Source organism: Paraburkholderia sp. SARCC-3016 (assembly GCF_031119615.1).
Lineage (GTDB): Bacteria > Pseudomonadota > Gammaproteobacteria > Burkholderiales > Burkholderiaceae > Paraburkholderia.
The window spans coordinates 169,500-191,738 of the sequence record NZ_JAVHZD010000007.1; the positions used below are offsets into that span (position 1 = coordinate 169,500).

General features: G+C 64.8%; 18 protein-coding genes. 12 read left to right on the top strand and 6 right to left on the bottom strand.

Going from position 1 to position 22,239, the window contains the following annotated elements; genetic code table 11:
- Positions 1 to 48 precede the first annotated feature (48 nt).
- The 3 genes from bktB to QYH69_RS09555 all read left to right on the top strand — a co-directional run bounded on the left by bktB (position 49) and on the right by QYH69_RS09555 (position 3,304).
- A complete protein-coding gene (gene bktB / locus QYH69_RS09545; RefSeq protein WP_308831623.1) occupies positions 49 to 1,233 on the top strand; it encodes a beta-ketothiolase BktB in 1,185 nt (394 codons plus the stop codon).
- Positions 1,234 to 1,382: 149 nt separating this feature from the next.
- Entirely contained in the window at positions 1,383 to 2,027 is a 645-nt protein-coding gene (locus QYH69_RS09550; RefSeq protein ID WP_374992375.1) for a hypothetical protein, read from the top strand.
- 80 nt (positions 2,028 to 2,107) lie between these two features.
- The gene (locus QYH69_RS09555) at positions 2,108 to 3,304 is read left to right on the top strand and encodes a cystathionine beta-lyase (protein ID WP_308831624.1); all 1,197 of its coding nucleotides are present in this window, start codon (positions 2,108 to 2,110) and stop codon (positions 3,302 to 3,304) included.
- A gap of 6 nt (positions 3,305 to 3,310) precedes the next feature.
- Here QYH69_RS09555 and serB read toward each other — a convergent pair whose 3' ends face one another.
- Complete coding sequence (gene serB, locus QYH69_RS09560; protein WP_308831625.1) at positions 3,311 to 4,156, bottom strand: phosphoserine phosphatase SerB; 846 nt, start codon at positions 4,154 to 4,156, stop codon at positions 3,311 to 3,313.
- 297 nt (positions 4,157 to 4,453) lie between these two features.
- On the opposite strand from serB, the gene QYH69_RS09565 reads away from it, so the two are divergent.
- From QYH69_RS09565 to QYH69_RS09575, 3 genes are all read left to right on the top strand, one after another.
- On the top strand, positions 4,454 to 5,464 hold the full coding sequence (locus QYH69_RS09565; protein WP_308831626.1) for a Ku protein: 1,011 nt from the start codon (positions 4,454 to 4,456) through the stop codon (positions 5,462 to 5,464).
- A gap of 36 nt (positions 5,465 to 5,500) precedes the next feature.
- Entirely contained in the window at positions 5,501 to 8,389 is a 2,889-nt protein-coding gene (ligD, locus tag QYH69_RS09570; RefSeq protein WP_308831627.1) for a DNA ligase D, read from the top strand.
- Positions 8,390 to 8,455: 66 nt separating this feature from the next.
- The gene (locus QYH69_RS09575) at positions 8,456 to 8,758 is read left to right on the top strand and encodes a hypothetical protein (RefSeq protein ID WP_308831628.1); all 303 of its coding nucleotides are present in this window, start codon (positions 8,456 to 8,458) and stop codon (positions 8,756 to 8,758) included.
- Positions 8,759 to 8,793: 35 nt separating this feature from the next.
- On the opposite strand, the gene QYH69_RS09580 is transcribed toward QYH69_RS09575, so the two are convergent.
- Positions 8,794 to 9,732, bottom strand: coding sequence for a LysR family transcriptional regulator (locus QYH69_RS09580; protein WP_308831629.1), 939 nt, complete (start codon positions 9,730 to 9,732; stop codon positions 8,794 to 8,796).
- A 123-nt stretch (positions 9,733 to 9,855) separates the two neighbouring features.
- Here QYH69_RS09580 and QYH69_RS09585 point away from each other — a divergent pair, with 123 nt between their 5' ends.
- Both QYH69_RS09585 and QYH69_RS09590 read left to right on the top strand, forming a co-directional pair.
- Positions 9,856 to 10,872 carry a zinc-binding alcohol dehydrogenase family protein gene (locus QYH69_RS09585; RefSeq protein ID WP_308831630.1) on the top strand — a complete coding sequence of 339 codons (1,017 nt, stop codon included), beginning with the start codon at positions 9,856 to 9,858 and terminating at the stop codon, positions 10,870 to 10,872.
- Between the two features lie 142 nt (positions 10,873 to 11,014).
- The gene (locus tag QYH69_RS09590; protein WP_308831631.1) at positions 11,015 to 11,584 is read left to right on the top strand and encodes a DUF6013 family protein; all 570 of its coding nucleotides are present in this window, start codon (positions 11,015 to 11,017) and stop codon (positions 11,582 to 11,584) included.
- An 11-nt stretch (positions 11,585 to 11,595) separates the two neighbouring features.
- Here the strand turns inward: QYH69_RS09590 and fetB are convergent, their stop codons facing one another.
- Together fetB and QYH69_RS09600 are read right to left on the bottom strand one after the other, a co-directional pair.
- On the bottom strand, positions 11,596 to 12,393 hold the full coding sequence (fetB, locus tag QYH69_RS09595) for an ABC transporter permease (protein WP_308831632.1): 798 nt from the start codon (positions 12,391 to 12,393) through the stop codon (positions 11,596 to 11,598).
- On the bottom strand, positions 12,390 to 13,232 hold the full coding sequence (locus tag QYH69_RS09600; protein ID WP_308831633.1) for an ATP-binding cassette domain-containing protein: 843 nt from the start codon (positions 13,230 to 13,232) through the stop codon (positions 12,390 to 12,392). The genes fetB and QYH69_RS09600 overlap by 4 nt, the downstream gene beginning before the upstream one ends.
- 200 nt (positions 13,233 to 13,432) lie before the next feature.
- On the opposite strand from QYH69_RS09600, the gene QYH69_RS09605 reads away from it, so the two are divergent.
- Positions 13,433 to 15,952, top strand: a complete 2,520-nt coding sequence (locus tag QYH69_RS09605; protein ID WP_308831634.1) for an AsmA family protein — start codon at positions 13,433 to 13,435, stop codon at positions 15,950 to 15,952.
- A gap of 280 nt (positions 15,953 to 16,232) precedes the next feature.
- On the opposite strand, the gene QYH69_RS09610 is transcribed toward QYH69_RS09605, so the two are convergent.
- Complete coding sequence (locus tag QYH69_RS09610) at positions 16,233 to 16,724, bottom strand: hypothetical protein (RefSeq protein WP_075157283.1); 492 nt, start codon at positions 16,722 to 16,724, stop codon at positions 16,233 to 16,235.
- Positions 16,725 to 17,351: 627 nt separating this feature from the next.
- Between QYH69_RS09610 and QYH69_RS09615 the strand changes: the two genes are divergently transcribed.
- The 3 genes from QYH69_RS09615 (at position 17,352) to QYH69_RS09625 (ending at position 21,708) form a co-directional block, all read left to right on the top strand.
- On the top strand, positions 17,352 to 18,965 hold the full coding sequence (locus QYH69_RS09615; RefSeq protein ID WP_308831635.1) for an ATP-binding protein: 1,614 nt from the start codon (positions 17,352 to 17,354) through the stop codon (positions 18,963 to 18,965).
- Between the two features lie 165 nt (positions 18,966 to 19,130).
- On the top strand, positions 19,131 to 19,622 hold the full coding sequence (locus QYH69_RS09620) for a response regulator (RefSeq protein ID WP_308831636.1): 492 nt from the start codon (positions 19,131 to 19,133) through the stop codon (positions 19,620 to 19,622).
- A 91-nt stretch (positions 19,623 to 19,713) separates the two neighbouring features.
- Positions 19,714 to 21,708: a response regulator gene (locus QYH69_RS09625; RefSeq protein ID WP_308831637.1), complete on the top strand. Its 1,995-nt coding sequence runs from the start codon at positions 19,714 to 19,716 to the stop codon at positions 21,706 to 21,708.
- Positions 21,709 to 21,767: 59 nt separating this feature from the next.
- On the opposite strand, the gene mscL is transcribed toward QYH69_RS09625, so the two are convergent.
- On the bottom strand, positions 21,768 to 22,208 hold the full coding sequence (gene mscL / locus QYH69_RS09630; protein ID WP_075157280.1) for a large conductance mechanosensitive channel protein MscL: 441 nt from the start codon (positions 22,206 to 22,208) through the stop codon (positions 21,768 to 21,770).
- Between the last annotated feature and the right edge of the window lie 31 nt (positions 22,209 to 22,239).

Below are 22,239 nucleotides of genomic sequence, written 5' to 3' on the forward strand. Positions count from 1 at the left end.
GCGATTGCCGGCCCGCACATACACGAGCGACATCAGGAGGAGCGAGCGATGCAACGTGAAGTAATCGTGGCAAGCGGCGTGCGTACCGCGATCGGCGACTTCGGCGGCGGCCTCAAGGATTTTGCGCCGACCGACCTCGCGGCGCGCGTCGTGCGCGAGGCAATGTCGCGTGCGGGCGTGGCCGGCGACGAAGTCGGTCACGTCGTATTCGGCAACGTGATCCACACCGAGCCGAAGGACATGTATCTCGCGCGCGTCGCGGCGATCGACGGCGGCGTGGCGCAACATGCAGCCGCGCTGACGGTGAACCGCCTGTGCGGTTCGGGGCTGCAGGCGGTGGTGTCCGCCGCGCAAAGCGTGCTGCTCGGCGATGCGGACATTGCGATTGCGGGCGGAGCCGAAAGCATGAGCCGCGCGCCCTACGTGATGCCGTCGGCGCGGTTCGGCCAGCGCATGGGCGACGCGCGCGTCGTCGACATGATGCTCGGCGCGCTCAACGATCCGTTCCAGACCGTCCACATGGGCATCACCGCGGAGAACGTCGCGCAAAAGTACGGCATCACGCGCGACGCGCAGGACGCGCTCGCACTCGAATCGCATCGGCGCGCGGCGCATGCGCTCGCGGCCGGCTATTTCAGGGACCAGATCCTGCCGCTGACGATCGCATCGAAGAAAGGCGAAACCGTGTTCGATAGCGACGAACATGTGCGTACCGACGCAAAAGCCGAAGATTTCGCGAAGCTCAAACCCGTATTCGCGAAGGAGAACGGCACGGTCACGGCCGGTAACGCGTCGGGACTCAACGATGCGGCCGCTGCCCTCGTGCTGATGGAGCGTGGCGTTGCCGACGCGCGCGGCATCGAGCCGCTCGGGCGTCTCGTCGCCTATGCGCATGCGGGCGTCGATCCCGCGTATATGGGTATCGGTCCGGTGCCGGCCACGCGCAAGGTGCTCGAACGCGCGGGCCTCACGGTGGCGGACCTCGACGTGATCGAAGCGAACGAAGCGTTCGCGGCGCAGGCATGCGCGGTCAGCAACGAGCTCGCGCTCGACCCCGCGAAGGTCAATCCCAACGGCTCGGGCATTTCGCTCGGCCATCCGATCGGAGCGACGGGCGCGTTGCTGACAGTCAAGGCGCTATATGAATTGCGGCGCACCGGCGGCCGCTATGCGCTCGTTACGATGTGTATCGGCGGCGGGCAGGGTATCGCTGCGATCTTCGAGCGCGTCTAGAGCACCGAGCAGGCGCGCCGCGCGTTTGCGCGGCGTTGCCGCATCACGCGCGGCACTGCGGAGCAACGCTCGACATGCGGGTACCGCGGTTGCAACGCAGTTGCAGGAATACGCAAGCACGACGAAAGAACGAACGACAGGAACCCCGAATGCAGCATACGAAGCCGATCCAGATGCGCGCAACGATGCGCGGCACGCTCAGGATGATCGCCGCTGCGCTGATCGTTGCGGGCGCAACGATAGCGCCCATGGCGCGTGCGCAAAGCAATGCGGTGAAGGAACTGGCCGCGCCGCCGCCGATTCAGTTGCCGCTGAAGCCGAGCGCCGGGTACGCGAAGTTTCCGCGTTACGCGGGCATGCTCGGCTCGCGGCAGATCGTGCTGCGGCTCGGGCCGAAAACCGACGATCCATCCGGCGTGCACGGCGAATATCAGTTCACCGACAACGGCGAAGTGATCCTGATCGCGGGCGACCGCACGGACGACACGCTCGAGGTGGAAGAATCGAACGACGGCACGCACATCACCGGCAACTGGGTCGGCAAGTTCGCCGCCGACGGCACATTGACGGGCGAGCGGATGAACGTCGACGATTCGAATCCGCAGGAATTCGATTTGCGCCCGCTGGCCGCGGGAGCGGCGATACCGCCGCCCGCCGCGCCTGCCGCGGCGACCGCACCTGCTGCCGCCGCGCCTGCTACGCCCACTGCAACGACCCCGTCGGACCAGCGAAGCGGTGCGCAGCCCGGCGGCCAGGCCGTCAACGGCGTGAGTAACCTGCGCACCGCCGAGTAGTTTCAACGAGCCCGACAAGACCAAACCCGTCGAGTTTGATCGGCAATGCCCGATCGGTAAAACCCCAGCGGACCACGAACATGAACTCATCTCCTCCGAAACATGGTTTGCAGACGCGTATCGTCCACCCTAAGGATGACCTGACGCCGGGTTTCGAATCGTTATCGGTGCCGGTCGCGCGCGCGTCGACGGTGATTTTTCCCGATCTCGCGACGATGCGCGCGCTCGACTGGCGCAACGATGCGCAGTGGCGCTACGGCCTGCACGCGACGCCGACCTCGATCGTGCTCGCGCAGCGGCTTGCGGCGCTCGAAGGCGGCCAACACACGCTGTTGCAGCCGTCGGGACTGTCGTCTATTTCGAATGTGTACTTCGCGTTCGTCAAGTCCGGCGATGACGTGCTCATTCCCGATAATGTGTATTCGCCGAACCGCGATCACGGCGAATGGCTCGCGCGCGACTTCGGCGTGAGCGTGCGCTATTACGACCCGATGATCGGCGCGCGCATCGCCGACCTGATCCAGCCGAATACGCGGCTGATCTGGCTCGAAGCGCCGGGCTCGGTCACGATGGAAGTGCCCGATATTCCCGCGATGACCGCGGTGGCACGCGCGCACGGCATCGTGACGGCCATCGACAACACGTGGTCCGCGGGCATCGCTTTCCGTCCGTTCGATCACGGTGTCGATATCTCGGTGCAGGCGTTGACGAAGTACCAATCGGGCGGCGGCGACGTGCTGATGGGCGCGACTATCACGGCAGACAAGGCGCTGCATCACAAGCTCAAACTCGCGCGCATGCACATGGGCCTTGGCGTCTCCTCGGACGACTGCTCGCTGATCCTGCGTAGCCTGCCGACGATGCAGGTGCGCTTCCAGCAGCACGACCGCACCGCACTCTCGCTCGCGAACTGGCTGAAGACACGGCCCGAGATCGCCGCGGTGCTGCATCCCGCGCTGTCCGATTGCCCGGGCCATGAGCACTATCAGCGCGATTTCACCGGTGCGGGCGGCCTGTTCTCGGTCGTATTCGACGACCGCTACAGCGCCGCGCAAATCGATACATTCTGCGAGTCGCTCGAACTGTTCGCGATCGGCTGGAGCTGGGGCGGCGTGGCGAGTCTCGTGATGCCGTACGACGTCGCGTCGATGCGCAGCGCGTCCGCATGGCCGTATCGCGGCACGCTGGTACGTTTTTTTATGGGGCTCGAGGAAGAGGCGGACTTGCGCGCCGATCTCGAGCGCTGCCTCGATGCGCTCGCCGTGCCGGCGGGCTGAACGGACCTAGGCCGGAAAAAGCCGCAGCAATCCATCGAGCCCGACGTAATTGAACGCGACGCTCGCTGCTTCGCGCACCACGGGCTTCGCGCGAAACGCGACCGAGAGTCCGGCGTCGGCCATCATCTTCAGATCGTTCGAACCGTCGCCGAGCGCGATCGCGCGGCTCGGTTCGATACCGAGCGTCGCGCACGTCTCGCGCAGCGTGCGCGCTTTCACATCGGCATTGACGATTTCTCCGAGCACGCGCCCGGTCAGCTTGCCGTCGATGATTTCCAGCGTGTTCGCGCGCGTGAAATCGAGATTCAGGCGCGCCTGCAGCTTTTCGGTGAAAAACGTAAAACCGCCCGACACGAGCAGCGTTCTGAGTCCTGCGGCCTTCGCGCCCGCGAGCATCCGTTCCGCGCCCGGCGACAGCTGCAGCCGCTCTTCGTAGACGCGTTCGAGCGCACTTGCGTCGAGCCCTTCGAGCAATGCGACGCGCCGTGTGAGGCTCTCGTTGAAGTCCTTGATCTCGCCGCGCATCGACGCGTCGGTAATCGCCGCCACTTCGGCCTTGAGGCCGCAAAAATCGGCGATTTCGTCGATGCATTCGATCGTGATCAGCGTCGAATCCATATCCATCGCGACGAGGCCGAAATGCGTGAGGCGCAGGCGCGGCTCGACGAACGCGTAATCGAGCCGATGCGTGCCGCAATACACGTCGAGATCCGCGCGCTGCGCCGGGTTCACGTTTTCGACGCGAATCGCGTGCTCATCGATGACGATCGCGCGAGAGCCGTGCGCGAGCGCGGCGAGCGGATTGCGATGATCGGCGGAAAGCGGCACAGGGCTTTGAATGACGAGGTTCATGTCGACGCGAAACAGGCTGGAAGCAATAGGGCTGGAAACAGGCGCGCAAAGGCGGACCGCGAGGTTCACTGCAGTTCACTGCAGGGCGGCCGCCGGAAATCCGGCTATTGTAACGGGTCCGACCTGCGCGCTCGCCGCCCGCATCTTTTGCCGCCCGGCACGCAACTCTTACAGCCTGCTCGCGGCGCGGTACGCATACGAATGCGCGCGCTTAAGCCGTATACCGCGTGCGCAGGGTGGAAAACCGCGTGGCATGCTTGCTGCTTTCACCGAAGTCTGAACCTCGGGGAGTGCGCGATGGCACATATGATCTGGAAAGGCGCAATCAGCTTCGGTCTCGTGCATGTGCCGGTGCAGTTGTATCCGGCGACGCAGTCGGAGAAAGTGGGCTTCAATCTGCTCGACAAGCGGTCGATCGATCCGATCGGCTACAAGCAGATCAACAAGCGCACGGGCAAGGAAGTCACGCGCGAGAACATCGTGCGCGGCTTCGAGTACGAGAAGGGTAAATATGTCGTGATGTCCGATGCGGAGATTCGCTCTGCAAATCCCGAATCGACGCAGACGGTCGATATTCTCGCGTTCGTCGAAGCGCCGGAAATCTCGTTCCTGTACCTCGATACGCCCTACTATCTGACGCCCGATCGCAAGGGCGAAAAGGTCTATGCGCTACTGCGCGAGGCGCTCAAGGAGAGCGGCAAGGTCGGCATTGCGAACGTCGTAATGCACAACAAGCAGCATCTCGCGGCGCTGATTCCGATCGGCCCGGTGCTCGCGCTGAACACGCTGCGCTGGGCCGGCGAAGTCCGATCGTACGACGAACTGAAATTGCCGGACGAAAACCGCAAGAAGGCCGGCGTCACGCCGCGCGAGCTCGAGATGGCGAAGAAGCTCATCGACGATATGAGCGACACGTGGGACCCATCCGCGTATCACGACACGTTCCACGACGACATCATGGCCTTGGTCGACCGCAAGGTCAGCGAGGGCCGGACCGAGGAAATCGGCGAGGTCGAGGAGCCGGCCGACACGCGGCCGAGCGCCGATATTCTCGATCTGTCGGAACTGCTCAAGCGCAGCCTCGGTAAGGGCAAAGCCGCGGGCGCGCGAAAGCCGGCGGCGAAAGCAGATGGGAAAGCCACGGCGAAGCCGGCGCGTGCGCGCGCCAACCGTGACGAGGACGCCGAACAGGAAACCGGCGCCAACACGCGGCGCGCACCGCGCCGCACCGCAAAGAGCAAGGCAACGACGCGGCGAAGCTCAGGCGGCGCGAGCGGCACCGCCGCGCGCAAACGCCGCGCCGCCTAGGCATGCAGATAGCGAAGCCGACCGTCACGATGAATCATGGCCGACAAACTCGAGACCTATCACCGCAAACGACGCTTCGATGAAACGCCCGAGCCGTCCGGGAAGGAGGCGCCGCGCAAGGCCGCCGGCCGCGGCGCGGCGCGCAAGGCGACGCATGCGCTCGCCTTCGTCATTCAGGAACACGACGCGCGGCGTCTGCACTACGACTTCCGGCTCGAACTCGACGGCACGCTGAAATCGTGGGCGATACCGAAAGGGCCGAGCCTCGATCCGTCGGTGAAGCGGCTCGCCGTGCACGTCGAAGACCATCCGCTCGACTATGGGTCGTTCGAGGGCACGATTCCGGAAGGCCACTATGGCGCAGGCGACGTTATCGTCTGGGACCGTGGCACCTGGGAACCGGCCGGCGGCGAGGGCGAGGCGCGCGCCGCATACGCGGCCGGCAAGCTCAAGTTCCAGTTGCACGGCGACAAGCTGCACGGCGGCTGGACGCTCGTGCGCAGTCATATGCGCGGCAGCGGCGACAAGGAGCAGTGGCTGCTGATCAAGGAGCGCGACCGCGAAGCCCATAGCGAGAGCGAATTCGATGTGCTCGACGCGTATCCGGGCAGTGTGTTGTCCAATGCGCCGGGCGCGCATGGCGGGCACGGTGCGGGCAAGGGCGGGCGCGCCGCCAGCCCGCAGACGAAGCCGCAATCGACTGCCCGCGCGCGCGCTCGCCCGGCTCGCACCAGCGCGGCAAAGCATAGCGGGCACCCCGACATCGTCGCGACGCGCAACAGCGAGTCGCTGCGCGAGCTCGCGCAAACGCCTGCGATCGAAGGAGCGCAAAAGGCCGCGCTGCCCGCCACGATGAAGCCGGAACTCGCTACGCTCGTCGACACCCCGCCTGCCGGCGACGCATGGACCTACGAGATCAAGTTCGACGGCTACCGCGTGCTCGCGCGCATCGATCAGCGCAACGAGAAAGATCCGGTGCGCATTTTCACGCGCGCGGGCAACGACTGGACCGAAAAGTTCGGCAAACAGGCGCAAGCGCTCGCGAAGATCGGAGTCGACACCGCATGGCTGGACGGCGAAGCCGTGGTGCTCGACGAGCATGGCGTACCGAGCTTTCAGGCGCTGCAAAACGCGTTCGATACGCATCGCGAATGCGACATCACGCTGTACCTGTTCGACCTGCCGTATCTGAACGGCTACGATCTGCGTAACGTGCCGCTCGAACAGCGCCGCGCATTGCTGCGTGCGCTGCTCGAGTCGCTCGACGATGATGCGTTGCGCTATTCGGCCGACTTCGGCACTGACGCTGATGCCTTGATCAGAAGCGCGTGCGAGATGTCGCTCGAAGGGATCATCGGCAAGCGGCGCGACAGTCGCTATACGTCGGGCCGATCGTCGGCATGGATCAAGCTCAAATGCCGGCGGCGCCAGGAATTCGTGATCGGCGGTTATACGGAACCGGGCGGCAGCCGTTCGGACTTCGGCGCGTTGCTGCTCGGCGTCTACGACGAAGAGGGCAAGCTGCGCTATGCAGGCCGCGTCGGCACGGGCTTCGATGCGAAGCGGCTGCGCGCCGTGAAAAGAGAGCTCGACGCGCGCGAAACGACGAAGATGCCCTTCGCGAGCGTGCCCAGCGAACGCAGCCGCACACCCGTGCACTGGGTCAAGCCCGAGCTGGTCGCCGAATGCAATTTCGCCGAATTGACCGATGAAGGCATCGTCCGCCAGGCGTCGTTTATCAGCCTGCGCAGCGACAAACCCGCGCGGCAGATCGTCATCGAAGCGCCGCGCCAAGGAGCTGACGTGCAACAGACGAGTGAAGACGAAAGCACAGCCTCGAGGGACGCGCCGCGCGCGAAGGCACGCGCGGCGAAAGCACGGGCCGCAACGCGTGACGGCGACGGCACGGCGGCAACGAAACGCGCAGGTAAGGCGTCTTCGTCGCGCAAGACTGCGCAAGCCGAAGACGGCGACACGCGCGCGGCAACGGCTGCGTCGCGCGGCACATCGAAAGCGCGGAGCGCCGCGACGCAGACGGTCGCGGGCGTGCGGATCTCGCATCCGGACCGCGTGATCGACAAGCACACGGACACACGCAAGATCGATCTCGTGCGCTATTACGAGTTAGTGGCCGACTGGATGCTGCCGCATCTGCGCGATCGCCCCGTGTCGCTCGTACGCGCGCCCGAGGATATCGGCGGCGAACTGTTTTTCCAGAAGCACGCTGAAAAACTGTCGATCCCGAACATCACGCAGCATCCGGGGCTCGATCCCGGCCATCCGTCGCTGATCACGATCGACAGCGCGAAAGCGCTCGTCGGCGCGGCGCAGATGGGCACGATCGAGTTGCACACGTGGAATGCGGTGGCCTCGAACATCGAGAAACCCGACCGCGTGGTGTTCGATCTCGACCCCGATCCCGCGCTTGGCTGGGAACGGATGATCGAAGCGGCGCAACTGACGCATACGCTGCTCGCCGAACTCGGACTCGTATCGTTCTGCAAAACGAGCGGCGGCAAGGGCCTGCATGTCGTGGTGCCGCTGACCAAACACGAGGGCTGGGACGACGTAAAGGCGTTTTCTCAGGCCGTCGCGCAGCACATGGCGACAACGCTGCCGAGGAACTTCGCCGCGAAGATGGGCGCGCAGAACCGCAAGGGCAAGATATTCGTCGACTACCTGCGCAACAACCGCGGCTCGAGCACGGTCGCCGCTTATTCGGCGCGCGCGCGGCCGGGTCTCGGCGTCTCGGTGCCGCTCAGTTGGGACGAAGTGCCGGACACCAGGGCTGGCGACCAGTGGAACATCGCGAATCTGCACGAGCGCCTGCAGTCGCTGCGCGAGAATCCCTGGGCCGACTATGCGAAAACGCGCCAGCGCATCACGGCGGCGATGAGAAAACGCCTCGCGGGCGAACGCGGGTAGCGGCGTCCGTTGCGCGACTCGCTATCCGTTATGGACTGCACCCCAAACCAGACGGAGGAATCAACGATGAAAACATCGACTCAACGCGCGACCGGCGACCAGAAGTCGTCCACCGAGCGCGACAAGCAGAACGCAGGGCAACAGCACGCGTCGCACGAAGCGTCGGCGCCGTTGCCGCACGAGACCGATCAGAGCCCCGACTCGCAGCATGAAGACGAGGCGCGCCGGATCGGCAAGCAGGCACATCGCGATGTCGAGCAGGGACTCGAAGACACGGACCGGCGCGGCGGCGGCGACTACCAGCAGCGCACGCAGAACGACGCGCATACGAATCGCAATTCGCAAGGAAAGGGGACGGGCAGACACTAGCCGTCCCGATGCGGGCCGTGCTGACGCAGGCCGTGCTATGACGGGTCGTCCCAGTACGGCGGGTCGCCGAAGCGCTCGGCAAGAAAATCGATAAAAGCGAGCGTCTTCGGCGGCACGAATGCGCGGCTCGGATAGACGGCCCAGATCGCGACGGTTTCGGCAAGCGGGTAACTGTCGAGTACGGTGACCAGCGCGCCGCTCTTCAGATACGGCGCGACGTCCCACGTCGATTTCAGTGCGATGCCGAAGCCGTCGAGCAGCGCGTCGCGAATCACCTCGCCGTTGTCGGTGGCGAGCCGTCCTTCGACGCGCACGCTGACCGGACCGGCGGGCGTAATGAACGACCAGTCGCGCTGGTTCGACAGCACGATGCACTCGTGCGCGGCGAGGTCCGACGGATGATGCGGCGTGCCGCGCGCAGCGAGGTAGGCGGGCGCGCAGCACAGCATGCGCCGGTTCACTGCGAGCCGCCGCGCGACGAGCGACGAATCTTTGAGCGCACCGACCCGGATCGCGACATCGACGCCGCCGTCGACGAGATCGACGATGTGATCGGTCAACCTCAGATCGACGCTGACGCCGGGAAAGCGCCGCAGGAACGCCGCGATCGCCGGGGAGACATGCTGCCTGCCGAACGACGACGGCATCGATACGCGCAACCGCCCTTGCGGTTCCGCCTGCGCGCGTCCGACCGACGCGCGCGCGGCGGCGGCCGCTTCGAGCAGCGTCTGCGCGCGGCTCATAAAAACTTCGCCTTCCTGTGTAAGGCTGATCCGGCGCGTGGTTCGATGCAGCAGGCGTGCGCCGAGTTCGTGCTCGAGGTTCGCGATACGGGCGCTCGCCACTGCCGGCGAGAGCCCGAACTCGCGGCCGGCGGCCGACACGTTCGCGAGCAGCGCCGCACGCACGAACAGCGCGACGTCGAGCAGATCGAGCCTGTCGCGCGGGTCGGGGAGAGGAGCGACGAATGCCATTTTTCTGAAATTCCTGAAAATGTTTCAGTAATTATGGCTGTTTTCGGCGAAGCAGCGGGCAACTACGATGTGCTTCATGCAGCGGACAACCCATCAACCGAAGATCTTTGAAAAGGAACCGTCATGAAAGCCGTAGGACTTTATCGCTACCTGCCGATCAGCGAGCCCGAAGCGCTGCTCGATCTCGACATCGACAAGCCGACGCCGACCGGCCGCGATCTGCTCGTGAAGGTCGAGGCGATTTCGGTGAACCCCGTCGACTACAAGGTGCGCGCGCCGAAAGATACCGTCGAGAAGACGCCGCGCGTGCTCGGTTGGGATGCCGCGGGCACCGTCGCGGCGGTCGGCCCGGAGGTCACGCTGTTCAAGGTCGGCGATCCGGTGTTCTATGCGGGCAGCATTACACGTCCGGGCGCGAACAGCGAATTTCATCTTGTCGACGAGCGGATCGTCGGACGCAAGCCGGCCTCGCTCGACTTCACGCAGGCCGCTGCGTTGCCGCTCACGGCGATTACCGCGTGGGAAGCGCTGTTCGCGCGCCTGCACGTGTCGCCGCAAGGCGCTGATGCAGGCCGCACGGTGCTGATCATCGGCGGGGCGGGCGGGGTCGGTTCGATCGGCATCCAGCTCGCGAAGCAGCTGGCGAAGCTCACGGTCATTGCGACCGCGTCGCGGCCGGCGTCGGCGAAGTGGGCGAAAGAACTCGGCGCCGATCATATCGTCGACCATTTCGGCGATATGCCGGCGCAACTGAAAGCGCTTGGCATCCCGCAAGTCGACTATGTGCTGATGTTCAACGATACCGATCGGCATTTTCCGGCGGCCGCCGAAATGATCAAACCGCAAGGTGCGATCTGCACGATTGTCGAGAACGAACGGCCGGTGCCTGTCGAGCTGTTGAAATCGAAGAGCGCGGCGTTTCACTGGGAATTCATGTTCACGCGCGCGATGTTCGGCACGCCCGACATGATCGAGCAGCACAAGCTGCTGACCGAGGTCGCGCGGCTCGTCGACGCGGGCACTTTGCGCACGACGGTTGGCGAGGATCTCGGGCGCATCAACGCCGGGAATCTGCGCCGCGCGCACCGGATGCTCGAGGAGGGGCGCGCGATCGGCAAGCTCGTGCTGACAGGCTTTTGAACGAGGCGCGCGCGTTCATCGCGTACGGCAAGCGGGGTAATACCCGATCCGAACGATGCACGCACGCGCGGCGCACCGCGTTAGACTGGCTGGCAGGGCGTTTGCATGGAGACCGCCCGCCAGCACAACAACGAGGTGACATATGAGCAAAAGCATGCGTATCGGCTCGAGCTTCTCCGCCGTTTCTGTTGCTGCCTTCTTCGCCTGCATGCTGGCCGTGTTGCCTGCGGGCAGTCTTGCCGCGACGCCGATCACCGTCACGTCGAAAGCGTCCACCGATGGACCGATCCGCTACACGGTGAAGGTCACGTCGAAGCAGTTCGGCAATTCGCAGGAAACCCGCACGATCCGCTCGGGCGAATCCGACGACTTCACGTGGAAGACCGTGCCGCCCGGGGGCCCGGTGCCCGCGCCGGGCGAATGCCCGAACTATGCGTCGTTAGCGCTCGATTCGAACGGCGCGATGATCCGCCAGACGCAGATCCGTTTCGCACCGGTCGTCGCGAAGGACGGTACGGCAACGGTCCAACTGAACTTCCAGGCGCAAACGCCGCACGGCACGAAAGACGTCACGAGCAATGGCAAGACGCTCAAATGTCCTGACTACACGGCCGTGAGCCAGGTGCTGCGCTTTACGATGCCGACCAATGGCAGCACGAAGACCTTGACGCTCAGCGATGGGTCGCGGATCGCGGTGACGGCGAAGCGGTAAGCGCGACGCCGCTAGCGGGTGCGCTCGACGAGCCGCGACGCGAGAAACCGGTGCTCGGCCGAGAACAGCTTGCGATACGTGAGCAACACCGCGCCGACCGTGGCAAGCGCCGATGCGGCCGCGATCAGGAACATGATGACGATCTGATAGCGCACGGCCTGCAGCGGCGACTGGCCCGCCAGCACCTGACCCGTCATCATGCCGGGCAGGCTGACCACGCCGACTACCGTCATCTGATTGAGCGTCGGTATCATGCCGGCGCGCACCGCATCGCGTGCCGGTCCTTGCGCGGCTTCCCAACGCGTCGCGCCGAGCGCGAGCGCCATTTCGACGCGGTCGCGCCGCGCGGTCAGTTCCTCGGTCATCCGCTCGATGCCGAGCGAGACGCCCGTTAGCGCATTGCCGAGGATCATGCCGAGAATCGGAATCGCATACTGCGGCTCGTACCACGGGTGGATGCCGATCACGACAAACAGCCCAACCGCCGCGACGAGCCACGAACCGGCCCAGATCGACAGAATGCTGTCCGCGCGCTGGCCGGCGTAGGTTCGTTTGCTGCGTCCCGCGCCCGCAAAGCCGGCGATCAGCGTCATCACGATCATGAGCGGCAGCACGAAATACCAGCGCGCGTGGCTGAAGACCCAGCCGAGCACATAACCGACCGCAAGCAACTGGACGATCGTGCGCGCTGCGGCCCACGCGAGCTTGCGCTCGAGATCGAGCTTGAGCAGCAGCGACAGCGCGCCGTTGACGACGATCAGCAGCGCGGCGATGCCGACTTGCCAAAGGCTTAAGTCTTGCAATGTCATCGTGTCGATTCCTTGCCGGCTGCGATGTCGGGTTTTGCGCCGTTTTGTGCGCCGTTTTGTGCGCTGTTCTGTGCGCTGTTCTGTGCGGTGTTTCGTGTGGTGCTTTCGGCGCTGTCGCGATGCGCGCAAGGCGTGCCAGCCGCTTTTTCCTCCGCTTCTTCCACTTTTTCGCTCAGCACGCCCGCGCGCATGATCAATTGCCGCTTGCCGACGCGCGCCGCCTGAGCCGTGTCGTGCGAAACCCAGATCCATGCGCGCGGCGTCGCGGCATCGTCGAACCATGCATTGATCAGCGCCTCGCACGCAACCGTCGATTCGGGATCGAGCGACGCGGTCGGTTCGTCGAGCAGCAACACATCGGGCACGAGTTGCAACACGCGGATCAACGCGACGATCTGCGCTTCGCCGCCCGATAGTTCGCTCGCCTGACGTTCGAGAAAGCCCGTGCCGCGGCCCGCGCGCGTCGCGAGTGCTTCGGCGTAGCCGCGCTCGAAGCGCGCATCGCGATAGACGGAGAGCGAGAACGGATAGCGCAGATTGTCTTCGACGCTGCCGTCGAGCAGCGCGGGCCGCTGCCGGATATAAGCGACCGCGCGGCGGTAGCGCGGAATCGCGGCGCGAGACACGGCCTTGCCGCGCCAGCGCACGTGCCCGGCCGAAAGCGGGTCGAGCAGCGCGAGCGCACGCAGCAGCACGCTCTTGCCCGAGCCCGAAGGACCGGTGACCGCGACGCGATCGCCGCCGGCGAGCGCGAAATCGGTCGGCTGCAACAGGATCGTGCCGTGCACGGCGTCGCGGCGCACGATGCCGTCGGCCTGTACGAGGGGAGTAGCGGTCATCATGTTCGTATGTGGGGAGATCGCGCCGCTTTGCTTGCACCGCACCGCACCGCGTCGCAATGCGTCGCGATGCGGTGCGGTGCATTGCACAACGTGAGGCTGGCGCGGCTGTCATGTTAAGCCGCGGCGCGCCTTCGGGCAAACCGGGCACGCCATCTGCTGACGAGTCGGCGCAGGGAAAAGACCGGAGCCAAGGCCTCATGAATGTCTCGCAGAAGAGCCACCCGTCGCTCGCACGCCGCATCGGCAAGATCGTCGCGTGGTGTATCGCCGTGCTCGCGATACTGATCGCAGTGCTGGTCGTCTTCGTTTTGACGTTCGACTGGAATCGGGCACGCCCATGGGTCAATGAAAAAGTTAGCGAAGCCATCGGGCGACAGTTTGCGATCGAGGGCGACCTGAAGGTCGGATGGCGCCATCCGGTCGGCGAGACCGGGTGGCGCGCCTGGGTGCCCTGGCCGCGTTTCTCGGCCGCCAACATCACGATTGCAAATCCAGACTGGACGAAGCAGCCGCACTTCGCGACGCTCGATGAAATCGACTTCGAGGTGAAGGTGCTGCCGCTGATTGCGCATGACATCGTGATTCCGGCGATCCGTCTCGTGAACCCGTCGGTCGATGTCGAACGGCTCATCGACGGGCGCAACAACTGGACCTTCAAGTTCAAGCAGTCGGCAAGCCCATCGGAATGGAAGCTCGATCTGCACGACATCGAGTTCGATAAAGGTCATATCGCCGTCAGCGACCAGCAGAAGAAGGTCGACATGCAGGTGGTCGTCGATACCTTGGGCAAGCCGATTCCGATTGGCGAGGCGCTCGAGCAGCAGCAGGAGAAGTCGCGCGCCGAATCGGCGCAGCAGGTGGGACGGGCCGGCGCGAACCGGCTCGAGAAGCAGGCGAAGGCAGCGGAGGCGGCGGCCGCGTCGACCGCTTCCGGCGCGACGGCGGCGATCGAGCCGCCCGCGCATGGGGCGTCGGACGCCGTCGCGTCGGGCGCCTCGACCGTCGTTGCCGCGCCGGGCGCGGGGGAGACGGCGAGTGCGTCCGATGCATCCGGCGCTTCGGGTATCGCGGCCGTGCCGGCGAGCGGCGCGAGCGCGCCTGCGGCTGCGGGGCCGCGACGCCAGGTCATCGCGCCGTACGCGATCGGCTGGACCGTCAAAGGCACGTACAACCGCCAACCGGTATCGGGCAGCGGCAAGGTCGGCGGCGTGCTTGCGCTGCAGGACGCCGATCGTCCGTTTCCGATCCAGGCCGATGTGCGCGCCGGCGATCTGCACGTCGCACTGGTCGGCACGATTACCGATCCGGTGCATCTGGCCGCGGTCGATTTGCGCCTGTGGCTACGCGGCACGAGCCTCGACCGTCTCTACGGATTCACCAGCATCACCTTGCCGGAGACACCGCCGTATGCGACCGAAGGCCACCTGATCGGCCAGTTCAAGGACAGCGGAAACGTATTCAGATATGAAAATTTTACAGGTCGCGTCGGCGGCAGCGACCTGAACGGCACGTTGACCTATGTCGGCCGCAAGCCGCGTCCGTCGCTGCAGGGCGAGCTCGTTTCGCACGAGTTGCGCTTCGCGGACCTCGCGCCGATCATCGGCGCAGACAGCAATGCGAGCAAAGCCAAACGCGGCGATACGGCCCGGCAGCCGTCAGACAAGGTGCTGCCGGTCGAGCCGTTCAAGACGGATCGCTGGAAAGCGATCGATGCGGACGTCAAGTTCACCGGCCGGCGCATCATCAAGGATCCGAGCCTGCCGATCACGGACCTTTACACGCATCTCGTCATGAAAGACGGCGTGCTGACGCTCGAGCCGCTGAAGTTCGGCGTCGCCGGCGGGTCGCTCGCGTCGAATATCGCTCTGGACGGCAGCGACGCGCCGCTGAAGGGACGTTTCTCGACATCGGCGCGTCATATCAAGCTCAAACAGCTGTTCCCGAAAGTCGGGACGATGCAAAGCGCACTGGGCGAGATCAATGGCGACGCGGCCCTGTCGGCAACGGGCAATTCGCCGGCCGCGCTTGCCGCTACGTCGAACGGCGAAGTGAAACTGCTCGTGACGGACGGCACCGTGAGCCGCCTGCTGATGGAAGCGGCCGGTCTCAATGTCGCGAACGTGATCTACGAAAAGCTCTTCGGCAAAAACGATGTGAAAATCAACTGCGCCGCGGCGGACTTCGTCGTGACCGACGGCGTGCTCGATTCACGCGTTTTCGCCCTCGACACGACCGACGCCGTGATCAACATCGACGGCAACATCAATCTGCGCGACGAGACGCTCGATCTCGGCGTGCATCCGCACACGAAGGGCTTCCGCATTTTTTCGCTGCGCTCGCCGCTCTATGCGAAGGGGACGTTCAAGAATCCGCATGTCGGCGTGAATGCGGCGGCGCTCGCGCTGCGCGGCGGCGCGGCCGTCGGACTCGGTCTCATCAATCCGTTCGCCGCGCTGATCCCGTTGATCGCACCGAGCAACAACAAGCCGTTGCCCTGCCAGGAGCTACTTTCAAAGGTAGGCACGAAGCCGGTCGCGCCGCCGCCGGGCCAAAAGCAAAAGCCGAAGGCGCCATTGCTGACGCCGGACAATACGGCGGCGTCGGGCGCGCAACCGACGCGTCAAGACGCCCCCGCTCATGCGCCGGCGAACGCACCGGCAAGACAGACTCCGAAGACGTCTACGCCGGACAAGGCGGCCGAATACAAGGGAAGCTGACCGGCTGTCGCGTTTCGGTCACGCACAAAGATCAAATCTCGATGAGTATTCGACGCGCTGCGGAGCGTCGAATGATACGGGCCGCGAAATATCCGGTCGATGGACACTGCGATGCAGTCGCGGTGCCATCGCGTGCAGTGCGTTCGCGCAAAACGGAGAAAGCCGCGCATATGCGCGGCCTTCTTTCTGTACCTGAACGAATGACGACGGGTTCGACGCGGTGGCGGGCGTGAGAACGATCGTTTCGTTACGCGCGAAACCTGAACGGCGTGGACAAGCGCTAGCGCAGCGAACGCGGCGTTGCGTCGCCGGCATCCTGACGCCGCATGCGCCGTGCACCGGCGGCTGCGCGTGTCGCGCCGAACTCCGGGAGAATCCGCGCACGCGCGCGGCTTGCGAACACGAGGAAGCCAAAGCCATCGGCTTCGTACCAGTAGCCGCCGTTCTCGAGCCCATCGAGCGGCTGCTCGAGCGCGTTTGCGATCGACTCGATGCAGCGGCGGCGCAGTTCGGCCGTGGCCGGATACGGCGGCTGAGCGCCGCGCACGCAGCATAGCAGCACGTCGAGACCCGGCAGCACGTGGGCATACAGCACCGGTTCGTCCTGCGCACGGGCGCGCGCGATTTTGGTATCGAGCTGGCCGAACGCCTTGAAATGACGTAGTACCGCGAGGAACGACTCGTCGCCGTCCACCTTCGCGCGTCTACGCTTTTTCGGGAAGGACATAAAAATTCGCCTGAAAAAGAATTGCAAGAAACGCAGCGTCCTCATGCGACCACTCCCGGCTTCGCGCGCCGCACGTCGATCTTTTATAGCATACGAAAATGCCGGATTCACGGTGATTCGACATTGTTCCGTCTCACACCGGCCCGTGCGGAACATGCCCAATCGTGTCGCCGTGCGCTTTCGCGTTCTGTGCATCTGTCTCCATCATAGACGCATGGGCTGCGCGATTGATTCCGTCACCGATAAAAAAGGCAATTTTGTGTGCGCCAGCACTTCTCCAACATAATTTGCCGCGCGGTATCGCGCATCGCTTCGCATGCGCCATGCCGCACCTCCTGGCCGCGTTGAAATCTCGACCATTCACGTCGATAATGGCTCGGTTCCAGCCGCGCAGCGCGCGTCGCGCCGGTGCTGCCCGGTTTTCAGGCTACCTGAGGTCGTCGTGGTTGCCTACCCGTGCATGTCCTGATGCCTCGCCTTCGCGCATTGTTCGCTGTCTGGCGGTTGCCTGGCGGTCGCCTCGATATTGCCTGGTTTGCTACTCAGTTCGCTGCTCATTGTGCCGCCTGTCGTCCTGTCCGCTCGCTTCGCGCTCGTTACCGTACATCGATCGCGCTGTCTGTCCTTGCGGCCGGCACGACTGTTTGCGGTCGGAACGTTTGCCAGCCGGATATGAAACTATTCACAAAGGGTTTGTTGCTGATCGCATTGCCGAGCGTCGTCGAGCTCGCACTGCTCGCGCTGGTGTTCGATACGCAGGAGCAGACCGCGCTTGCCGTGCAGTCGGCCGCGAACAGCAAGCAGATTCTCTATCAGGCGTCCGCGCTCGAAGACCCGCTGTTGCGCCAGGCGGCGCGCGTGCGCACGGGGCTGATCGTCGGCGACCCGGCGTTTATCGAGCGTCATGCGGCCTGGGTCGACCTGTCGGACCGGCTCATGCATCTCGATCAGCTCGTGACCGATACGCCGCAGCAGGCGGCGCGCGTGCGCACGATGCGCGATGCGATCGACCGGTACCACGCGCAGGCCGTCGATGCCGCCGACGCGCTGCGCGATGGCCGCAGCACGAAGGCCTATATTTCGCTCGAAGCGAACACGATGCCCGCGCAGATCGGCATCGTGCGCAACGAGCTCGACGCTTTTGTCGCCGAAGCTTCGCGTCTCGATGCAAAACACAGCGCATCGGTGATGCGAACGCGTGCGCGCCAGCAGTATGCGCTGATCGCCGCGGTGGTCGGCTCGATGCTGATCTGGGCGGTCACGGCGTTCGTGTTCGCGCGCAACATCGGCCGCCGTCTCGAAGTGCTGACCGATAACGCCGAACGCCTCGGCAACGGTCAGCCGCTTTCCGCACCGCTTGCCGGTAACGACGAAATCGCGGCGCTCGATCGCGCGCTGCACCAGACGAGTGCCCGTCTGCGCGTGGCGGAGCAGGAGCAGGCCACGCTGCAAAAGCGGCTCGAGGCGCGCGCGGCGGAACTCGCCGGCGTCAACGAGGCACTGCGCCAGGAGACGCAGGACAACGAGATGTTTATCTACAGCGTGTCGCACGACCTGCGTTCGCCGCTCGTGAACCTGCAGGGTTTTTCGAAGGAGCTGCAGGTGTCGTGCGACGATCTGCGCGCCACGATCGATGCGGCGAACCTGCCCGACGTCGAAGGAAGGCGCCTCGATCGCGTGCTCGATGGCGATATGCGCGAGTCGCTGCAGTTCCTGCGCTCGTCGGTCACGCGCGCGGCGGCGATCATCGATGCGCTGTTGCGCATTTCGCGCGCGGGGCGCCTCGAGTATCAGTGGCAGCGCGTCAGCGTCGGCCGCGTGGTCGCGCGCGCGGTCGATTCGCTGCAGACGCAGATTCGCGAACGGTTCGCGATTGTCACCGTGCGCGACCTGCCGACTGCGTGGGGCGACCCGGCCGCGATCGAGCAGGTGTTCAGCAACCTGATCAGCAACGCATTGAACTTCCTCGATCCGGGTCGCCCGGGCCGGATCGAAGTGGGCGCGCTTCCCGCCGAACCCGAGGACGAAGCAGACCCGCAAGCGCCGACGACGCGAACCTTCTATGTGCGCGACAATGGCCTCGGAATTCCGGCGGCCTACATGCCGAAGATGTTCCGCGCGTTCCAGCGGCTGCATGGCGATGTATCGAAGGGCGACGGCATCGGCCTCGCGCTCGTGCGTCGCACGGTGGAACGGCACGGCGGCCGGGTCTGGGTCGAATCGGCGGAAGGTGCGGGGTCGACGTTCTTCGTCGTGCTGCCGGATCAGCCGGTGCGCACGGCGTGATCCTGCGGGCGAAGCGGACCGGCCTGCTGGCGAAGCCTGCCGGGATCAGGCGGCCGGTGCAATCTGCAGTAGCGTCTGAACGGCGATCGCCGGCCCGACGGGCAAGGGGATGATCAAATACAGCGACGGGGGCAGCAGTTAATGCACGCAGCGGACGGAGAAAACATGACGGCTTCAGCAGCAATGGGCAGGGCCGTGGGCATCGTGCTCGTCGAGGATGACGATGGGCACGCTACGCTCGTCGAGCGCAACCTGCGCCGGGCGGGCATATCGAATGGTTTCGTAAGATTCGCGGACGGCCAGCAGGCGCTCGATTACTTCTTTGGCGATCGGCCGCCTGGCGAGCATGCGGGCAAGTATCCGCCGCGCGACGATCTCGCGAACTACGTCGTGCTGCTCGACCTCAAGATGCCGCGCGTCGACGGCTTCGAGGTGTTGCGGCGGCTGAAGGAGTCGCCCACGACGGCAGCGATGCCGGTCATCGTGCTGACGACGACCGACGATCCGCGCGAAATCGAACGGTGCTACGAACTCGGCTGTAACGTGTACATCACGAAGCCGGTCGAGTACGACGCGTTTATCGAGGCGGTCCGCCGGCTCGGGTTCTTCCTGCAAGTGGTTAAACTGCCGCCCGGCCACCGGATGATCGTCGCGTGACGGCACGCGCGCCGCGGCGCGCGGCGATGCGTACGTGATGTGCGAGGGCGCGGTCATTGGTCATTGACAGCAGAGACAACGAAGAAACAGCATGACACCAGAAGGATCCACGTTGCCCGCGGCTCATGTGCTCGTCGTCGACGACGACGAGGGCATCCTGCGGCTTGCGCGCAAATCGCTCGAACGCGCGGGCTGCAAGGTCGCGCTGTGCGCGGGCGTCGGCGCGGCGCGCGCGCGGATTGCCGAGAGCGAGCCGGACCTGCTCGTGCTCGACTATCAGCTGACCGGCGCGGAGACGGGGCTCGATTTCTTCCGGCGGTTGCGCAGCGAAGGCGTGCGCGTGCCCGCCATTCTCGTGACCGGCTTCACCGACGAATCGCGCGTGATCGAGGCGCTGCGCTCGGGCGTATCCGACGTCGTACCGAAAGCCGGCGACTATCTCGACTATTTGCCCGAAGCGGTCGAACGGGTGCTGTCGCAGGTGCGGCTGCAGCGCGCATCGGCCGAAGCGCTGATGCTGCGCGACCGCGAACAGCATTACCGCACGCTTTCCGAAGCGCTGCCGCACCTCGTGCTCACGTGCAACGCGAGCGGCGCGTGCGATTTCGTGTCGAAGCAATGGGTCGATTACACGGGGCTCGAAAGTGCGGCCTCGCTCGGCCTCGCGTGGCTCGACGCGGTGCATCCCGACGATCGCGAAGAAGTGCGCCGCACGTGGTTGAAGACCGTGCGCAGCGGCACGTCCGAGTATCGGCACGAACTGCGCATTCGCCGCAACGACGGCATCTATCACTGGTTCGACACGCGCATCGTCGCGATGCGCGACGCCGACGGCACCGTCAGCAAATGGTTCGGCAGTTGCACGGACATCCATTCCCAACGCGAGGCGATCGAGGAGCGCGAGCGGCTGCTCGAGTCGGAACAGACCGCGCGCCAGGCAGCCGAAGAAGCGAACCGCGCCAAGGATCGTTTTCTCGCGATGCTGTCGCACGAGCTGCGCACGCCGCTTACGCCGGTGCTGGCCGGCGCGCGCATGGTCGAGATGATTCCGGGACTGCCCGAAGCGGCGCGCTCGGGCATCGCGATGATTCGCCGCAACGTCGAACTCGAAGCGCGGCTCATCGACGATCTGCTCGACCTCACGCGCGTGGCGAACGGCAAGCTGCGTCTGTCGCATGAAACGGTCGATGTGCACGAAGTGATAGACAGCGTGCTCGAGCTCTTTCGCAGCGAGATCCAGGTCAAGCAGCAGGACGTGCATGTCGACAAGGCGGCCCACCATCACTATGTGCTGGGCGACCGCGCACGGCTGCAGCAGATGCTATGGAATCTGATCCGCAACGCGGCGAAGTTCACGCCCGATGGCGGGCATATTTATGTGCGCACGCGCGACGAGCGCATGCATGTGCAGATCTCGGTGGAAGATACGGGCGTTGGAATCGAGCCCGAGCAGATCGGCAAGCTCTTCAATGCATTCGAGCAGGGTAGCCAGAACATGTCGCGGCAATTCGGCGGCCTCGGGCTCGGGCTGGCAATCACAAAGGCGCTGACCGATGCGCATGGCGGCACGGTCACCGCGTATAGCCCCGGTGCGCATTGCGGCGCCACCTTTACGATTACCTTGCCGACTGCCGAAGCGCCGGCAAAAAAGCCGGTCGTGGCGGACGCATCGACGCGTCATCCGGCTGGCGCGCTTTCGATCCTGATGGTCGAAGACCATGAAGACACCGCTGAGGTCATGGCGCAGCTGATTCGCATGCTCGGCCACGAAGTAACCGTGGTTGGGCGTGTCGCGGATGCGCTTGCGGCAACCTCGAGCGCGTCGTTCGACCTGATCGTCAGCGACGTCGGTCTGCCCGACGGCACGGGCATCGACTTTATCCGGACGTTGCGCGAGCGCTCCGACGTGCCGGCCGTCGCGCTAACCGGTTTCGGCACCGACGAGGATATCCGGCGCTGTCTCGATGCGGGCTTCAACGCGCATCTGACGAAACCCGTCAACTTCATGCAACTCGAAAAAGCCATTGAGAGCGCGGCGAATACCAAGGCGCAGAAGGCTTCGGGCGACGGCGCGAACGCGCTCTGAAGGACGCCTCGGCATGCGCCGCACTGTCGCGTGGGGCGTGGCGTGCGCGCCGAAGTCCGTTAGCGCGGTGAATTCTTCAGCGAGTCGCGAATCTCGCGCAGCAGCAACGTGTCTTCGGGCGGTGCGGCCGGCGCCGCCGCTTCAGCGGGTTTGCGCAGGTTGTTGATGAACTTGACCATCAAAAAGATGATGAACGCGAGAATCGCGAAGTTGATCACGGCCGTTATGAATGCGCCATAGCCGAACACGGCGACGCCTGCAGTTTGCAGGTCTTTGTATGAACCCGGGTTGCCTTTGAAGTTGTCGGGGATGTGCCCGAGCAGAATGAACAGGTTCGAGAAATCGAGGCCGCCGGTTGCGGTGCCGACGATCGGCATGATCAGGTCTTTCACGACTGAATTGACGATGGTGGAAAATGCGCCGCCGATAATCACGCCGACTGCCAGATCCATCACGTTGCCCTTGAGGGCAAATTCCTTGAATTCCTTGATCATGCTCATGAGGCATTTCTCCTGGTGGTCAATGCACGCA